Raw genomic sequence first — 16,034 nt, forward strand, 5'->3', positions numbered from 1 at the left:
AAGGTAAGCACTTAATAATAGAGCGCTTAACTTAAAAGGACTAAACTAAATGCCAGCAACCATAGCTAAAAAATACCAAGCAATGCTTAACTGGCGGCCTAATTTAATTGGGCAATTTGCAATGAGTATGCTGCTTTCGCTACTTCCGCTTTCTATAGTGGTGATCGTATTTTTAAATGCGCTTAATAAGCAATTAGCGGTTACTCAAAGTATTGTGAGTAGTAACTACCAAGTTACCAAATCGTTTAACACTTTAAAGCAAGAACTCAACAGCCTTGAGCGCGCTACTAGGCAAAACTGGGTATTAAAAAGTGAATCGCTTGATAAGCTCATTGTCGATAAATGGCAATCATCCCTACAAAGCATTGATGAACTCAAATTTGTAAACACGAATAAAGAGTATATCCACCAATGGCAACGCTTATATACCACCTTACAAACCGCGCATGTAAAACTCGTTGAGCAAAAACAACAACAAGCTGAGCTATTTGTGCCAGTGAGCGACTTAGTTGCTGAGCTTACTTTATGGTTACGTGATAAAAACGAAGCGCAAATTACCAATAACCAAAATGAGCTTACAAGCCTGCAAGCGTCATTTATAAACTGGCTGGTGGCACTTATTCCACTGACTTTAATTGTTGGGGGAGGTTTTTTATGGCGCATAAGTGGGCGGCTAAAAGGGTTAACTACGGTTATTGATAAGCTTGGGCAGGGGCATTGGCAGCAAAAAATATCTGTGAAAGGTTCAGCTGAGCTTGTTGAGCTAGGAGAAAAGCTCCAATGGGTACAAGAACAACTTCATATGCTTGAGCAGCAAAAAGATACTTTTTTACGCCATGTAACTCATGAGCTAAAAACGCCGCTTGCTTCAATGGTCGAAGGCACTGATTTATTAACTGATGAAATAGTAGGTCCAATTACTGCTGAGCAAAAAGCGGTGCTTGAGCTTATTAGCCAATCTATGGTGCGCCTTCGCACAATGATTGACAGTTTGCTGAGTTATAATGCGATTCGCACCAGTAAAGACAGCTTAAGCGAAGTTGAATTTAGTCTTCTTATTAATAAAATTAATAGCCATTTTGAGCATCGCTTAAGTGCGCGTGAGCAAGCTCTGCAGTGGCAAAACACTTTACCTAACAAACCGCTTGCTTTACCTAGTGAGCTTATTGAGATGATTTTAATTCAGCTTATTTCAAATGGCTTAAAATTTTCAGATAATAAGCAAAGCGTTACTATTAATTTAGCGCTTGAGCAAAACCAGCTTTGTATCGTTGTACTTGATAAAGGGGGCGGTATTAAAGAGCAAGAAAAAACTCAAATTTTCAGCGCATTTTATCAAGGTAAACACAGTAAAAATGTTACGCTGCAAGGCAGTGGACTGGGTTTAACTATTGTAAAAGAGTCTGTTGAACAGCTAAGAGGTACACTTAGTGTTGAGCATAACGAGCCACATGGTTGCCGGTTTTCAATTAAAATTCCCATAACAAAAAATCTAGGAGTTAATTAACATGCGCTTGCGTTTAATCGCTATTTTATGTGTGCTCAGTAGCAGCATGGTTATATCAGGTTGTGAAATTAATAATGGGCAAGAAGAGCGTGTGTCAATTACACCTGCACCTGTGGTCGATACAAAAAAAACGAACGACAAAAACAGTAACCCTAGTCCAAAACCTAGACCAAAAATTGAACCAAGCTATCCTCCTGCAGAGCAAGTTATTGCATGGCACGCTAATCAGTGTGGCGGATTTAAATTGGTACCTAGCAAAGATGTTTTTACAGGCGAAAACGAGCTTAAACGCTTTTTTAAGTTCATGTGCTTAAACATAAATGATGATCCAAATATGGTAATGACTAAGTTGCTAAAGCTCGATCTTGCTTACTTTTGGCCTGATGACATAAAGCAATATTTATGGCTTCAAAAGCAGCAAGTAACTATGCAAATAAATGCTAAAAAAGAGCAGCAAGCACTTAATAATAAAATGCAAGAAACCCTCTCATCGTTAGCAACGATTGAGCAGCAACTTTTACTACGAGAAGAAACGAAGGAGCAGTAATTATGGCCGCAACTAAAGTACAAGGTGCAAAAGTATTACTCGTAGACGACGACGCTAGCTTATTAAAACTGCTCGCTATTCGTATCGAATCAAAAGGATACGAAGTGACAACCTGTGAAAGCGGTTTAACCGCACTACAAATACTTAAAAGCCAAGTGTTTGACGCCGTAATAACCGACTTACGCATGGATGAAATGGATGGTATGGCACTGCATCGTCAGCTGCAAAGCCGCTACCCAGCATTACCTGTCATTATGATGACAGCGCACGGCTCAATTCCTGATGCAGTAGAGGCAACTAAGCAGGGCATTTTTGCATTTATAACTAAACCAGTGGATAAAGACGAGTTATTTGACAGCCTTGCAAAAGCCATAGAAATTCATGGTGTTAACGCCGATGAAGCCGCACCTAAAAGTAATATAGTTACGCGCAGTGGGGCAATGCTGCACTTGTTAGAGCAAGTAAAACTACTTGGGCCAACGCAAGTTAATGTACTAATTTCGGGGGCTAGTGGTACAGGTAAAGAGTTACTCGCACAGGCGATTCACCAGCATAGTCATGTAAGCGGTGGTCCTTTTGTTGCAATTAACTGCGGCGCTGTACCAGGGGAGCTTTTAGAGTCTGAATTATTTGGTCATAAAAAAGGCTCTTTTACGGGCGCAATTAAAGATCACCAAGGTTTGTTTCAACAAGCTGAGGGCGGCACGCTATTTTTAGATGAAATAGGTGATATGCCACTTAACTTGCAGGTTAAGTTACTGCGCGTATTACAAGAAAAAACAATTCGCCCCGTAGGCTTTCAAGAAGAAATCGCAATTGATGTACGTATTGTATCGGCAACACATAAAAATCTTCCTGAAGCTATTTTAAACCAGCAATTTAGAGAAGATTTATACTACCGCTTAAACGTAGTTAATTTAAAATTACCGCCACTGTGTGAGCGCCGCGAAGATATAAGCTTATTAGCACAGCACTTTAGTGCAAGTATTGCTAAGCGCATGAAGCAAACTGAAAAACACTTTGCAAGCGATGCTATGCATGCGCTTGTGCGTTACGACTGGCCAGGTAATATCCGCCAACTACAAAACGTAGTAGAGCAGGTTGTAGCATTAACGCCAAGCGATGTTATTTCAGAGCACTTAGTGTTAGCTGCGCTAAATAGTAATGAAACAAACGTAGAACCATTATCACTAAACGACGCTAAAAAAGAGTTTGAGCGCGACTATGTAATTAACACTTTAAAAATGGCAGGTGGTAACGTAGCCGAAGGCGCTAAGCTTGCCAAGCGCAATCGCTCAGATTTTTATAAGTTGATTAAAAAGCATAATATTGATGTTGATAATTTAGGTTAAGGAAAAGCATGCAGTTATTTATGGTGTATTTAGGTGGCCGGATTCAAGGTTGCCACATTGAAATGCATGATATTCGTTTTGTTGTAGGGCAAAACATTGAGCAAACTTATACAAAGTTAAAAAGCCAATGGGTAGGCGACAGAAGTAGTGTTCACATGGATAGCTACATGGCAATTAATCATATTGATGGCTTTAAAGTAGAAGTTGTCGACAGCTATGTGGAGCAAAATAAACAACTCTATTTTGTAAATTTAGGCGCTTACAGAAGTGATACTATGGCTGAGCAACACGACTTTGCATTGTATGTTGCAAGCAGTAGCCATGAAGCTAAAGAGCGCGCTAAAAACGATTTACTCGCAGGGCTTAGCCATATCCATAAAGATGATTTACATGACGTAGACGATTGCTTTGCCATTGATTTACTCGACAGCCAGCTAAACATTAAGCTCACGCCCAGCGGTATATCGCAGCCGATAAAGCCAGACTGGTTTGGCTATCACATACTTTAAATTATAATAAGTAGCTAAAACTGAGTAGGATTAAGAGTCCTGCTCGTTTTGTTCATCCTTTTCGCTTTTAGCCGCCATTTTAAACGCCACAATAACCAATCCAAACATAGCAAACGGCAGTGCTGCTAACATGTATTCAACTACATTACTGTCTTGAAAATTTGCTTGTAGTAAAAAGTGACCCGCCACACACATTAAAATAACCACTAATAAAATGGGTAGTAACATAAGTTCTTTTTTTGATGAATGGTTTTTCATTAATTGCGAAGCTATAGCTGAAAATAATGCGCCATTGTAATGAGCTTACTTAAGCTTGGCAAACACCGCAGAATTTTTTAATTAATGTTATGATTAGTATCAAACAATTTTATTAATGTTTATGGGAATAAAGTGAAAAGTAACTTAAAAAAAGTTTACCTCGTTGGTGGTGCAGTGCGCGACAAACTGCTAAATATAAAATCGAAAGATAACGATTATGTAGTGATTGGTGAAACGCCAGACACAATGCAGTCGCTCGGTTTTGTACCAATAGGTAGCGACTTTCCGGTTTACTTGCACCCAAAAACAAAAGAAGAATATGCACTTGGGCGCACAGAGCGTAAAAGCGGCAAAGGCTATACTGGCTTTGTGGTTGATGCCAGCCCAACGGTAACGCTCGAAGAAGATTTAGCAAGACGCGATTTAACCATAAATTCAATGGCGCTTGATGAACGCGGTAATATTATTGACCCGTTTAATGGCCAAGCTGACTTACAAAATAAAACACTGCGCCACACCACTGAGGCATTTGTAGAAGACCCTGTTCGAGTGCTGCGTATTGCCCGTTTTTTAGCGCGCTATGGCAGTGATTGGCGTATTCACCCAAGTACGTATGCATTAATGCGCGAGCTTAAAAATAAAGGTGAGCTAAATCATTTAGTACCTGAGCGCGTGTGGCTTGAAACTGAAAAAGCACTGGGTGAAAAGTACCCAGAGCTTTATTTTGAAGCACTGCAAGGTTTGGGGGTTTTTCCAGAGCTTGAGCGCATGGTTAATGTACCGCAACCGGCAAACCATCATCCTGAAGGAGATGTATTTGTACATACTATGCTGGTACTTAGGCGTGCAGCCGATTTAAATTTTAATTTAGAAACACGTTTTGCTGCACTAACCCATGATTTTGGAAAAGCGCTTAGTTTTAAAAAATATGGAAACCTACGTGGGCACGAACGCGAAGGTGTTGCAGTTATTGAGGCGTTTTGTGAGCGCTTAAAAGTGCCTAACCGTTTTCGCGATATTGGCGTACTCACCAGTGATAATCACACCCTTTGCCACACGATTGATCAGTTAAGGCCGCAAACCATTCACAAGCTAATAGTGACTAACTTAAATGCGTTGGTACACCCAGAACGTTTTATAGCGTTTACCCAAGCATGCCAATGCGATGCACAAGGGCGTGGTGAAACACTTGTTGATAAGCCATACCCGCAATCAGCTAAGCTGCGAGCAATTCATACTGAACTGCAAAAAATGGATAAGAAGCTGGTAGTGCAAAATGCACTTAAAAATGGCAAAAAAGGCCCTGAAATAGGCGAAGAAGTAAAACTTGCAGAAATAAACTGCATTAAAGCATTTTTAGAACATGAGAAGTCCCAAGCGTAATAAAATTAGACTAAGTAGTGCGATACGCCTTGGTTTTTGGTCGCGTCGTGCTTTCTTAGCTCTTTGTAGTTTGTACTTTTTGGTTTTACATTTTCAGGCTCAGGTTTTTTAGAGGGCCTGTATAAGTCAAAAATAAAGTCTAGTTCTTCACGCTCTAGTGATGGTTTCATGAGTATTCCTTCAATTTAATACTTTAATATGATGTAGGGTATGGTCATTCGACTGAATTAAAAGTGAATAGTTACATTTGAAGTTGTACTAAATTGTAACCGGCGGGTTTTAAGGGATGAGAGGAATTTGTTTGTTAATTTATATGGAGTTAAGGTAAGTTAAAGTAACTCTTTTTAACTAAAAATATACAGCTGAATTTAACTTATTGCGTACTTACTATTTGCATATAATGCTGTGGCTATAAATACAACGGTACAAATATAACGGTATAAATACAGCCTTAACCATTTACTAACGGCAGTGTTACGGTAAATACTACACCATCACCTTGTTCGTTGTTTTGCGCTGTTACACTGCCTTTATGGTAGTCGCACACCAGCCTTACAATATAAAGACCTAACCCCAAATGTGGCTGTTGCTGCATTTGCTGGCTACGTACCGACACCATAGAGTCAAAAATATGTTCAGTTAATCCTTCGGGTAACGCGGGGCCTGTGTTACTCACTGTTAATGTTGCTTTATTTTCGCTCTGCTTAAGGCCTACATTAATAGCCGTATTGGCCTCACTAAACTCCAGCGCGTTATTAATAAGTTTATCAAGCAGCTGAGCTATAAACTCCGGTGCACCTTGCATAGGTAATTTGTTTTGGCATACATCAAGCGTAAATAACTGGTTTGGGTAAGTAAGCTGATAGCCTTGCATGCAACCATTTATTACTTTTTGTAAATCAAAAGGCTCAGGCTCGTTGCTTTGAATACTTTGCTCAAGGCGAGTTGCTTCACTCATGGTGGTTATTATTTTACCTAAGCGTTCAACGCCTTCGCTGGCGCGATCGAGGTATTTTTGACTCAGCTCGTTTTGTGGCAAGCTTTGTAAGTTTTCGAGTGATGAGCGCACTACGGCAACCGGCGTGCGCAGTTCGTGGGATAACCGCGACGACATATTCTCTAAGTAATCGGTATAGCCACCAAGTCGGCTCACAATGTTTGAAAAACTACGAGACAGGTCGCCAATTTCATCGTTAGCGTCGCTGTAATTAATACTGCCAGTAACACGCCCTTGCGCATCAATTGCTTGTTCAGCTGTATCGCGCAGCCGCCTAATTCGGTTCGATATACGTGAGGCAAAAAAGAATAAAGTCACAGTACCAATTAGCATCACAGCTAAAATAACGTTAAACAATTTTTCGAGTGACTTATTACGCAGCGTACGTACGCCGTTTGTGGTTTCCTCTGCTATTACTGCGCCAATTACTTGGTCTTGAATCCAAATAGGGTAAGCGGCCGATAAAATAACGGCTTTACTGTCGGGTGTTAATCGCCAAGACGATGCTGGTTGTCCTTTTAATGCTTTCGCTAAATGTGTGCCCTGCATAGAAGCTACATCGTGCAGGGTATCTAAAAACTCATTTTCGGGACGCGTTAAAATTTTATAGTAAATTGGGTGTAAGTAATTTTGCTCAAAGCGCTGCCACCAAGTTTCAGGTGCTTGGTTAGCAAGTCCATCAGCCCAAACGCCATCTGCATTTTGAATAGTACCCGACTGCGCAAGTACGCGATGATGGTTATCGACCACCCAAATGCGGCTACCACTGTGGCCCATACCTTTTAAAATACGGCTAATTTCTGGGGAAGGGACTAATACCGAGCCCAAATCGTTTGGGTTATTTAAGTTTGAGGTCGACATTATTTTAGGCTCTAATAATGCCTCTTTATTATCAACGTCAACAATAGCAAAGCCAAGTTTGTTGCCCAGCATGCTAATTGGAAAGCGCAGCTCTACGTTATAACCTGATTCGGTACTTTCAAAATAGCCCTGAATTTTTGTAAAAGGGGCTTTGGTATTTGCATCAAACGCATTAACCCAGCCATCTTGGCGTGGCGCAATTATATAGGTATTAAATTGGCCGTCAGGTGTTTTTAAGCCAATTTGTAAATAATCGTTATTGGTAATACTTAAGCTATTTTTAGCGCGATAAATAAGGGTATTGTCGGTGACTTTAAATACGGCGTATAAGTAGTTATCAAATTTTCCCACCATATGATCAAACGATAAGTCACTGGCTTGATGTTTGTTATCTGTTTTTTGTAAGTAGCGCTTATCGTAATGCCAAAATAGCGGTTGATAGCTGTCCCAATCGTTAAGTTTACCGTCGAGCTGAATAGGGTTTTTAAGATTATAAGCGTATAAATCGCGGCCTTTTACTACTTGGTCTAAAAAGTTAGTTTGCTCGTCAAATAATGCGGGGCGCTCATGTAATGCTGTAGCAAGTGCTCGAGTGGTGCCTACGAGGGTTTTTTCTTGGCCTTGGCGTAAAAACTTTTCCATTTCCCATACGTACTCGTAGCCAAGCCACGGTAGCAAAAACAAAAAACATGAAAGTAATATAAATTTACTGCGCAGACCAAATCGTAGCATTAGTGTTGTTCCCACCTGTAGCCCATGCCATACACGGTATCTATGCAATCAAAGGTGCTATCGAGTGCTATAAACTTTTTACGAATACGTTTTACGTGTGAAGTAATGGTGCTGTCGTCTACATAAATTTTTGCATCGCTCATTAATTCGTTACGGCTTTTAACATGGCCAGGTCGCTGGGCGAGTGAATGCAGCATCCAAAATTCGGTTACGGTTAAATCAACTAATTGTTGCTGCCAAAATACCTGCATGCGTTGTGTGTCGAGCGTTAATTGTCCGCGTGTTATGAGTGCGTTTGCATCAGCGGGTTGTTCAAGTGCTTCCATTCGGCGAAACAGCGCACCAATACGTGCAGCCAAGTGAGCCAAGCTTATGTCTTTTGTTAGGTAGTCGTCGGCGCCCATGCGCAGGCCGCATACGGTATCTATTTCGCTATCGCGGGCGGTTAAAAAAATAATAGGCAGCGTTTTAGAAAGCGATCGCAATGTTTGGCACAGTAAAAAACCACCATCTATTTCATGGCCTAGGCCAATATCAACAATGGCTAAATCGGGCAGGGCATTTTTAAATTCAGCTTCTGCGCTGGCGCGATTTTCAAAGCCACTGACTTGGTAGCCCTGTGCGCTCAGCATTTCTATGTAGTTTTCGCGGATTGCGGGTTCATCTTCAACGATGGCTATTTTTTTCATCTTAATCATTATCCTATCGGCTCTGCTGTGCACTATATCGAAGTTTTTAAGCTAAGTACGCTTAAAAAGGCAATTGCCATTTTTTTGCCACAATTGCTCAGCAGTTTGCCATTTTTGATCCCCTTTGTTGCCACTTGAACTTGTTTTAATAGGTCCATCAAAACAAAACATCACAAATTAAAAAGTAAGTTTAAGGAGCAAATCATGAAGAAGACATTAATTGCATTAACACTCGTTGCTAGTTTTTGTACTCCAGCAATTGCCTCAACATCTAAAACGCCATCAAAAGAAGCCCATAAAGAAACGGCTATTGGACTAGGTGCAGGCGCTATTATTGGCGGCGTAGTAGGCGGGCCAATAGGTGCGTTTATTGGGGCATTTGCCGGTGGTTTAATAGGTGATTCAAAAGTAGCTGATAACAAAATTGCAGAGCAAGAGCGTGCAATTACGGTTATGAAAGAAAAAACCAGCGATTACCAACACGTGCTTAACCACAACAATATGTTAGAGCAACAGCTAGAAGTGCTTGCCAATCAAAATGAGCAGTTAACTCAAGTTCAAATTAATAACTTATTGGCGATGACGGTGCAATTTAAAACAGGTTCAAGTGTTATTGCCCCGCATTTTGCAATGCAGTTAGACCAACTCGTTACCTTGTTAAACAACCAACCACAACTCGCACTTGATTTAAGTGGCTTTGCCGATCAGCGCGGCGATGAGCAAGCCAACCTTTTACTTTCTAAAGCGCGTGTAAATGCCGTGCAAAGCTACTTAATAAAACACGGTGTGAGCCACAAGCGCTTAAGCACGCAGGCATTTGGCGAGCAGCAAACGTTGGCTAACAGCAACACGGTGGAAGATAACTTTTTTGATAGACGCGTAACGCTTACCACTCGCTCAATAAATCCAGTAAATGGCCAAACGGCGAGTAACTAAATCTAACTGAATCTAAGTAAAACAAAGCGTTCGATGGAGTGATTTTATGTTGAGTAAACCGACCAAAATGCTTACTAAAGTAAGCATTTTTATATTCATAGCGATTGTGCTGTTAGCGAGCTTTAAAAGCCATGCGCAATCACCCAAGTTAGAGCTTTTTGATAGCAATGGTGCGCCAGCAGGCCCAGCAATAATATTAAAAAGCGACGCCAATATGACCTTAACTGGCCTAATTAATCATGTTGTAGTAACGCAAACCTATCAAAACGAAAACCCGTTTGCGGTTAATGCGCGCTACGTTTTTCCATTGTCTGATGAAAGCGCCGTACATGCCATGACAATGCGTATAGGTGAGCGAGTTATTAAAGGCCAAATTGATAAAAAGGTAGAGGCCGAAAAAAAATACGAGGAGGCTAAAAAAGCAGGCAAGCAAGCGGCCCTTGTACGCCAACAACGTGCGAATATGTTTATTACGAATGTGGCTAATATTGGCCCCGGTGAGCAAGTGATTATTGAGCTTGAGTATCAAGAAATAATTGATTACAGCAGCGGTACATTCGCTATTAGATTTCCTACTACCATTACACCGCGTTATCACGCGATTAGTGGTGAGGTTGAGGTTAGTACTCAAAATCAAGCGCATGTTAATCCGCTCCCAACGGGATGGTTAAGCCCTGTTTACAGCATTAAAAGCAGTAATCAAACTGATAACGTACCAAGTAGCCAATTTAGCTTAAACATTGATATAGACGTAGGCTTAGAGCTGGTGGATATCAATTCTAAATTTCACAATGTTGATGTACAAAACACAGCATTTGGGCAATATAAAATAGCGTTAAATGAGACAAATGCAGTTAATCGCGACTTTTTACTTGAGTTTAAACCGCTGCAAAAAGAGCAAGCTCAGGCCGCATTTTTTACTCAGCAGTTTGAAAATGGTGACCGATACGGGCTTGCTATGCTTATGCCACCAGGGGATCACTTTACACAAACTCAGCGATTACCTCGCGAAATGGTATTTGTAGTTGATACGTCTGGCTCTATGCACGGGCAATCTATGGAGCAAGCTAAAAAAGCCTTGTTTTATGCACTGTCATTACTTGATAGCGACGACAGCTTTAACATTATTGGTTTTGACAACATAGTAACTCCAATGAGCGATAAACCACTTATAGCCAATGACTTTAATCTACGCCGTGCAGAGCGATTTATTTATAGCCTAGAGGCCGACGGCGGCACAGAAATACAAGGTGCGCTTAATGCCGTACTTGATGGCAGCCAGTTTGATGGCTTTGTACGCCAAGTTGTATTTTTAACTGATGGCAGCGTAAGCAACGAAGACGCATTGTTTAAAAATATTCAAAGTAAGTTAGGCGATAGCCGCTTATTTACAGTAGGTATTGGCAGCGCACCGAATAGCTTTTTTATGCGCCGAGCGGCAGATATAGGTAAAGGCTCATTTACGTTTATAGGCAGCACAAGCGAGGTGCAACCTAAAATGCAGCAGTTGTTTGATAAGCTTGCACATCCGGCTATTACTAGCTTGGCGCTAAGCGATGAAAGCGGTAATAGCTTAGATTTTTGGCCATCACCACTACCTGATTTATATTTTGGCGAGCCTATCATGGTCGCTATAAAACTTAATAATGCTAAAAATGTGGTACTTGCTGGGCAAACAGCACAAGGGCCTTTAAGTATTAAATTAAGTACACAAAATAGCTCAAGCGCTCAAGGTATAGCAAAACTGTGGGCGCGCCAAAAAATCAAATCATTACTTTTATACAACGAGGAAAGTGTAGTTAAAGATGAAGTACAGGAGCTTGCGCTTACTCATCAATTACTTAGTCCGTTTACTGCTTTTATAGCGATTGAACAAACTCAAATAAAAGAAGTGGCAGAGCAAACGGCGCAAGCTACTAATGCATTACCACAAAGTATGGCAATGCGTTTACCGCAAACCGATGGGCAAAGCAGGTTACATATATTACTAGGCTGTATTTTATTATTGGGATTTAGCGCGCTTAAAATAAATCGAGGGCTTAAATTAAGCAGGGCACGTAAATGAAAAAGTGGCTAAGCGCGGGTTTACTAATAGCTGGGCTTGGATTATTTGGTCACGGTGCTTATATGCAGGCAAAAGCATGGCTTGCTCAAGTATTAATTGAGCAAGCATGGCAAGAGGCGCTTAAATCACCCGGCACTAAAGTAAAACCGTGGTATTACGCCGACAGCTACGTTACTGCAAAGCTTAATTGGCCAAGCCATAATAAAACATTAAGTGTATTGGCTGGAGCGAGTGGTCGTAATTTAGCGTTTGCGCCAAGCCAATTTTTACCTGCAGGGGAGCTGGGCGGAAAAGAATTTGGAAACGAAAAGGGCGCGCTAATAGCCGGACATAACGACACCCACTTTGCATTTTTACAAAACGCAAAAGCGGGGGAGGCGTTTACTTTGCAACTTCAAAGTGGGGTGATACAAAATTATAAAGTAACGGGGATTGAGGTTATTCATCAATCCCAAAACTCATTTTTACAAACACCTGGGCTGTATTTGCTTACCTGTTACCCTTTTGATTCGCTTGCCTCGGGTACTGATTTAAGATTGCTTGTATCTGCGCAAATGTCTTCGCCCGATTCACTAAGCGGTATATCAACCACGAGCTCTTGATGGCGCTGGCTTACCATTACGCCAATAAATACCACAAATATGCTCAACCATTGCCAAACGTTGAGCACTTCGCCCAAAATAATAGCTGACAAAATAAGTGTAAAAATAGGAATTAAATTAGAGTACGCAGCAGCGGTTAATACCGATACCTTGCTAATTGCATAGTTGTACATGCCATACCCGCCAAGGGTTACACACGAGCCTAAATACAAAATGCTCATAAGCGCAGTTAAGTCGTGTTGATTTTCGCTTGGTAGGTCGATAAAAAATAAAAACGGCGCAAAAAACAAGCTGCCGCTAATACCTTGCAACGCAATTAAAGTCAGGGGCGAGTAGCGATTAGCTAAATGTTTAATACTTACGGTATAAAATGCAGCGCACACCATCGCCATAAGCTCTAAAAAGTTACCTAGTAACGGATTAGGTGCTTGGTCGGAACTTGGTGAAAGAAGCGTAAGTAAAATACTGCCGCCTATACACAGCGTAAAACCGACAACAATGGCTTTGCTTATATGCTCTTTAAGTAATACAAAGGCAAGCAACGCAATTATAATAGGTAAGCAAGAGACAATAACACCGGCCTGCGAGGCTGATGTGTATTCCATTGCATGGCCTTCAAATAAAAAGTATAAGCAAGGCTCAGCAAGCGACATACCCACTAAATACTTCCAGTCACCTTTTAAGTACTCAAACCGAATAACGTAGCGCCATAAACAAAGCGACAAAACTAACGTGGTGAGCATGCGTAAAAATATCACCAATGCAGGGTCGTAAATAGCAATGGCGTATTTGAGCGCAATAAAAGAGCTGCCCCATAAAAAGGTGGCAATAATTAAACATAAACTGGCAGGCATAGAGAGTAATTTACTTAATTTAATAAAATCAGATCCTAGCATGAAAATTTTTAACTTGTTCAAAAATACCGAGCTGGTATAAATTAATTCATCTTTAATTAATCAATAGTAAAAAGCACATGCAAAGGGAACAGGTAATAGTTGTAAAGCTTGGTACAAGCGTACTAACTGGCGGCACCGATAAGCTAGACAAAGCACATATGGTTGAATTAGTACGCCAATGCTGCGAGCTTAAAAAGCAGGGGCATCAGGTTATTTTAGTATCGAGCGGCGCGGTAGCTGCTGGGCGCGAACAACTATTAAAACCCTGTGGCAGAAGCTTAATTGATAAACAAATGCTTGCTGCAATTGGACAAGGTCAACTTATTCATATTTGGCAGAGCTTGTTTGCTTTATATGGGGTAAATGTAGGGCAAATGCTGCTTACTCGCGCTGATGTAGACGACAGAGAGCGCTACCTTAATGCCCGCGATACACTCACCGCACTGCTAAATTACGACGTTGTACCCATCATTAACGAAAATGACGCAGTCGCTACCAGTGAAATAAAAGTAGGCGACAACGATAATTTATCGGCACTTGTCGCTATTTTGGCTAATGCTAATAAATTATTGCTACTTACCGATCAAGAAGGGTTATTTACCAGCGATCCTCGCACAAATGCCGATGCCACCCTCATTGGCGAAGTAACACATATAAACGATGAGCTGCGCCAACTTGCTGGTGGCAGTGGTACAAACTTAGGCACCGGCGGTATGGCGACTAAACTGCAAGCCGCCGACATTGCAAGGCGCGCAGGCGTTGAAGTTATTATTGCTAAAGGCGCAGGTAAAAACGTTATTTTAAAATGCATGAGTGACGAGTTACCAGGCACGCGTTTTTTAAAACTCACCGCTCCAAAAGATGGCCGTAAAAAATGGTTACTAGCCGGGCCTAAAAGTACCGGCCAAATTGTTATAGATGCAGGTGCTATTGGCGCCCTTCAAAATAAAGGCGCAAGCTTACTTGCTAAAGGCGTTACTAATGCATTTGGACGTTTTGAACGCGGTGATTTAATTGATTTAATAGATAATAAAAATCAAGTAATTGCACGGGGCTTAACGCGCTTTAGTAGCATCGAGGTAAATAAAATAAAGGGTGCGCATTCTAGTCAAATAGGCCAGTTACTCGATTACGATAGTGGTGCAGAAGTATTGCATCGCGACGACTTAGTATTACTTTAATACCTATTCTAAAGGATTAGTTAATAAGTATTACCTCATAACTTAGTAAATTCATGAGTATTGTCTAGACTAATAAAAGTTTAATTAGTTTAGGCAGTGTAATGAAGGCAAATAAGTGTGGGCACGAATGGATTATTAAGCTTACCCAGCAAGAGGAAGAAAGTGATTTAGATAGCGCATTAATACAAATAATTAGCGACTTGCTCGAAGTTGATAATTTTGCTATTTACGTCAATAAAAATTTTTCAGCCCCCATACCCCCTACTCTTATTAATCCAAATAGTAATTTAGAGCAATTAAGCCCAGATGAAGCATCATTATTATTACAAAAGGTCACTCAAAATAAAATTAGGGTGAGCTATGCCTTTAGTAGCACAACAAGTTACGTGCCTATTTATCATTTTGGAAAAGTAGTCGGCACTTTATTAATAGAAACCGAGCAAGAATTACCAGAACGAACAACTATGTTAGCTGTACATATTTTAAATATTTATGCTAATCAGCTTGGGCTATTATATAAGTCGCGGTTAGATCCACTTACAGAGCTTTTAAATAGGCAAACATTTGATAAAAAAGTAATTGAGATTGTATCGGGTAACGGTTTTTTGTTACCAAGAAATGATAACAATAAAAAGCGACGTTGGTATTTAGCTATTGCCGATATCGACAACTTTAAAAATATTAATGATAACTACGGGCATGTAATTGGCGATGAGGTTATTTTACTTGTAGCACGGCTACTAAAAAATAATTTTAGAATTGAAGACTATGTATTTAAGTATGGTGGTGAAGAATTTGCAATGTTATTTCAAGCAAAAACAGAGGCTGATGCACATGTTGCACTTAACCGGTTACGCCTTAATGTTGCCCAATACCCTTTTCCACAAATTGGCCAATTAACCATTAGCATTGGTTTTTTAGAGTTAGTGAGTATTGATACTGTATCGAGTATTGTAAATCAGGCTGATTTAGCGCTTTACTACTCTAAAAATACTGGCCGTAATAGAGTTACCTCCTACAGTGAATTAGAAGTTAATAACGAACCAAAGATAGATAACAGTATTGAGCTTTTTTGATTGTAAATTTGTGCTAAAATCTGGCTCCTTAAATTGTTGTAAGCAGAGCACAGAACATGAAATTAGTTCGTTGGTTTTTAGGTTGTATAATCTTATTCTTTAATTTTGTATTTACTCCTCGCAGTAAAAAGCGTGCAAGCGACGAGCAAGCACAGCTTGATCAGCAAACCTCACAATTTAAACTGTACCAATTTAAAGCATGCCCGTTTTGTGTAAAAGTACGCCGCGCTATTAAGCGCGAAGGCTTAAACATAGAAACGCGTGATGCAAAAAATAATGAGCAATATCGTCAAGAGCTTCTTGAGCAAGGCGGCAAAGTTAAAGTGCCTTGCCTGCGTATAGAGAAAAATGGCCAAGTACAATGGCTGTATGAATCAAACGATATTATTGCTTACTTAAACAAAGTAGCTGCATAAACCACTTTTATTATCTCACTTATTTAA

The 16,034-nt window shown here is 40.5% G+C and carries 16 protein-coding genes; 11 read left to right on the forward strand and 5 right to left on the reverse strand.

Annotation, left to right across the window (positions count from 1 at the left end; all coding sequences use genetic code 11):
- Window positions 1-49 precede the first annotated feature (49 nt).
- The 4 genes from RB214_RS03850 to RB214_RS03865 are packed head-to-tail and all read left to right on the forward strand — an operon-like array spanning window position 50 to window position 3,915.
- Window positions 50-1,507: a HAMP domain-containing sensor histidine kinase gene (locus RB214_RS03850; protein WP_309168412.1), complete on the forward strand. Its 1,458-nt coding sequence runs from the start codon at window positions 50-52 to the stop codon at window positions 1,505-1,507.
- Between the two features lies 1 nt (window position 1,508).
- A complete protein-coding gene (locus RB214_RS03855) occupies window positions 1,509-2,054 on the forward strand; it encodes a hypothetical protein (RefSeq protein WP_197098145.1) in 546 nt (181 codons plus the stop codon).
- A 2-nt stretch (window positions 2,055-2,056) separates the two neighbouring features.
- On the forward strand, window positions 2,057-3,406 hold the full coding sequence (locus RB214_RS03860; protein WP_010553151.1) for a sigma 54-interacting transcriptional regulator: 1,350 nt from the start codon (window positions 2,057-2,059) through the stop codon (window positions 3,404-3,406).
- 8 nt (window positions 3,407-3,414) lie between these two features.
- Window positions 3,415-3,915, forward strand: a complete 501-nt coding sequence (locus RB214_RS03865; RefSeq protein WP_309168413.1) for a DUF1543 domain-containing protein — start codon at window positions 3,415-3,417, stop codon at window positions 3,913-3,915.
- 30 nt (window positions 3,916-3,945) lie between these two features.
- Here the strand turns inward: RB214_RS03865 and RB214_RS03870 are convergent, their stop codons facing one another.
- Window positions 3,946-4,173, reverse strand: coding sequence for a hypothetical protein (locus RB214_RS03870; protein ID WP_007581571.1), 228 nt, complete (start codon window positions 4,171-4,173; stop codon window positions 3,946-3,948).
- 132 nt (window positions 4,174-4,305) lie between these two features.
- Here RB214_RS03870 and RB214_RS03875 point away from each other — a divergent pair, with 132 nt between their 5' ends.
- Complete coding sequence (locus RB214_RS03875) at window positions 4,306-5,556, forward strand: multifunctional CCA addition/repair protein (protein WP_197098141.1); 1,251 nt, start codon at window positions 4,306-4,308, stop codon at window positions 5,554-5,556.
- A 5-nt stretch (window positions 5,557-5,561) separates the two neighbouring features.
- On the opposite strand, the gene RB214_RS03880 is transcribed toward RB214_RS03875, so the two are convergent.
- The 3 genes from RB214_RS03880 to pdsR all read right to left on the reverse strand — a co-directional run bounded on the left by RB214_RS03880 (window position 5,562) and on the right by pdsR (window position 8,835).
- Complete coding sequence (locus RB214_RS03880; protein ID WP_165743405.1) at window positions 5,562-5,726, reverse strand: hypothetical protein; 165 nt, start codon at window positions 5,724-5,726, stop codon at window positions 5,562-5,564.
- Between the two features lie 281 nt (window positions 5,727-6,007).
- Window positions 6,008-8,146 (reverse strand): proteobacterial dedicated sortase system histidine kinase, encoded by a 2,139-nt coding sequence (gene pdsS / locus RB214_RS03885; protein ID WP_197098139.1) that lies wholly within the window; start codon window positions 8,144-8,146, stop codon window positions 6,008-6,010.
- Window positions 8,146-8,835 carry a proteobacterial dedicated sortase system response regulator gene (gene pdsR, locus RB214_RS03890; RefSeq protein ID WP_197098138.1) on the reverse strand — a complete coding sequence of 230 codons (690 nt, stop codon included), beginning with the start codon at window positions 8,833-8,835 and terminating at the stop codon, window positions 8,146-8,148. Before pdsR ends, pdsS begins: the two co-directional genes overlap by 1 nt.
- 204 nt (window positions 8,836-9,039) lie before the next feature.
- Between pdsR and pdsO the strand changes: the two genes are divergently transcribed.
- Genes pdsO through RB214_RS03905 form a run of 3 tightly spaced genes read left to right on the forward strand, consistent with a single transcriptional unit; the run spans window position 9,040 to window position 12,438 of the window.
- Entirely contained in the window at window positions 9,040-9,771 is a 732-nt protein-coding gene (pdsO, locus tag RB214_RS03895) for a sortase-associated OmpA-like protein PdsO (protein WP_309168414.1), read from the forward strand.
- 46 nt (window positions 9,772-9,817) lie between these two features.
- On the forward strand, window positions 9,818-11,836 hold the full coding sequence (locus tag RB214_RS03900; protein ID WP_309168415.1) for a marine proteobacterial sortase target protein: 2,019 nt from the start codon (window positions 9,818-9,820) through the stop codon (window positions 11,834-11,836).
- Entirely contained in the window at window positions 11,833-12,438 is a 606-nt protein-coding gene (locus tag RB214_RS03905; RefSeq protein ID WP_309168416.1) for a class GN sortase, read from the forward strand. Before RB214_RS03900 ends, RB214_RS03905 begins: the two co-directional genes overlap by 4 nt.
- On the opposite strand, the gene RB214_RS03910 is transcribed toward RB214_RS03905, so the two are convergent.
- Window positions 12,333-13,292, reverse strand: a complete 960-nt coding sequence (locus tag RB214_RS03910; protein WP_197098291.1) for a DMT family transporter — start codon at window positions 13,290-13,292, stop codon at window positions 12,333-12,335. The two genes, RB214_RS03905 and RB214_RS03910, sit on opposite strands and share 106 nt — an antisense overlap.
- 119 nt (window positions 13,293-13,411) lie before the next feature.
- On the opposite strand from RB214_RS03910, the gene proB reads away from it, so the two are divergent.
- The 3 genes from proB to RB214_RS03925 all read left to right on the forward strand — a co-directional run bounded on the left by proB (window position 13,412) and on the right by RB214_RS03925 (window position 16,007).
- A complete protein-coding gene (proB, locus tag RB214_RS03915; protein ID WP_197098131.1) occupies window positions 13,412-14,515 on the forward strand; it encodes a glutamate 5-kinase in 1,104 nt (367 codons plus the stop codon).
- A 101-nt stretch (window positions 14,516-14,616) separates the two neighbouring features.
- Complete coding sequence (locus RB214_RS03920; RefSeq protein ID WP_309168417.1) at window positions 14,617-15,591, forward strand: GGDEF domain-containing protein; 975 nt, start codon at window positions 14,617-14,619, stop codon at window positions 15,589-15,591.
- A 56-nt stretch (window positions 15,592-15,647) separates the two neighbouring features.
- Window positions 15,648-16,007 (forward strand): glutaredoxin domain-containing protein, encoded by a 360-nt coding sequence (locus tag RB214_RS03925; RefSeq protein WP_002961611.1) that lies wholly within the window; start codon window positions 15,648-15,650, stop codon window positions 16,005-16,007.
- The last annotated feature ends 27 nt before the right edge of the window (window positions 16,008-16,034 follow it).

The organism is Pseudoalteromonas sp. HL-AS1, assembly GCF_031198785.1.
GTDB lineage: Bacteria > Pseudomonadota > Gammaproteobacteria > Enterobacterales > Alteromonadaceae > Pseudoalteromonas > Pseudoalteromonas distincta.

What these genes read in the sequence shown, in the direction of transcription:
- RB214_RS03850 (WP_309168412.1), top strand. Translation starts at nt 50, where the DNA reads ATGCCAGCAACCATAGCTAAAAAATACCAAGCAATGCTTAACTGGCGG.
- RB214_RS03855 (WP_197098145.1), top strand. Translation starts at nt 1,509, where the DNA reads ATGCGCTTGCGTTTAATCGCTATTTTATGTGTGCTCAGTAGCAGCATG.
- RB214_RS03860 (WP_010553151.1), top strand. Translation starts at nt 2,057, where the DNA reads ATGGCCGCAACTAAAGTACAAGGTGCAAAAGTATTACTCGTAGACGAC.
- RB214_RS03865 (WP_309168413.1), top strand. Translation starts at nt 3,415, where the DNA reads ATGCAGTTATTTATGGTGTATTTAGGTGGCCGGATTCAAGGTTGCCAC.
- RB214_RS03870 (WP_007581571.1), bottom strand. Translation starts at nt 4,173, where the DNA reads ATGAAAAACCATTCATCAAAAAAAGAACTTATGTTACTACCCATTTTA.
- RB214_RS03880 (WP_165743405.1), bottom strand. Translation starts at nt 5,726, where the DNA reads ATGAAACCATCACTAGAGCGTGAAGAACTAGACTTTATTTTTGACTTA.
- pdsS (WP_197098139.1), bottom strand. Translation starts at nt 8,146, where the DNA reads ATGCTACGATTTGGTCTGCGCAGTAAATTTATATTACTTTCATGTTTT.
- pdsR (WP_197098138.1), bottom strand. Translation starts at nt 8,835, where the DNA reads ATGAAAAAAATAGCCATCGTTGAAGATGAACCCGCAATCCGCGAAAAC.
- pdsO (WP_309168414.1), top strand. Translation starts at nt 9,040, where the DNA reads ATGAAGAAGACATTAATTGCATTAACACTCGTTGCTAGTTTTTGTACT.
- RB214_RS03900 (WP_309168415.1), top strand. Translation starts at nt 9,818, where the DNA reads ATGTTGAGTAAACCGACCAAAATGCTTACTAAAGTAAGCATTTTTATA.
- RB214_RS03905 (WP_309168416.1), top strand. Translation starts at nt 11,833, where the DNA reads ATGAAAAAGTGGCTAAGCGCGGGTTTACTAATAGCTGGGCTTGGATTA.
- RB214_RS03910 (WP_197098291.1), bottom strand. Translation starts at nt 13,292, where the DNA reads ATGCCTGCCAGTTTATGTTTAATTATTGCCACCTTTTTATGGGGCAGC.
- proB (WP_197098131.1), top strand. Translation starts at nt 13,412, where the DNA reads ATGCAAAGGGAACAGGTAATAGTTGTAAAGCTTGGTACAAGCGTACTA.
- RB214_RS03920 (WP_309168417.1), top strand. Translation starts at nt 14,617, where the DNA reads ATGAAGGCAAATAAGTGTGGGCACGAATGGATTATTAAGCTTACCCAG.
- RB214_RS03925 (WP_002961611.1), top strand. Translation starts at nt 15,648, where the DNA reads ATGAAATTAGTTCGTTGGTTTTTAGGTTGTATAATCTTATTCTTTAAT.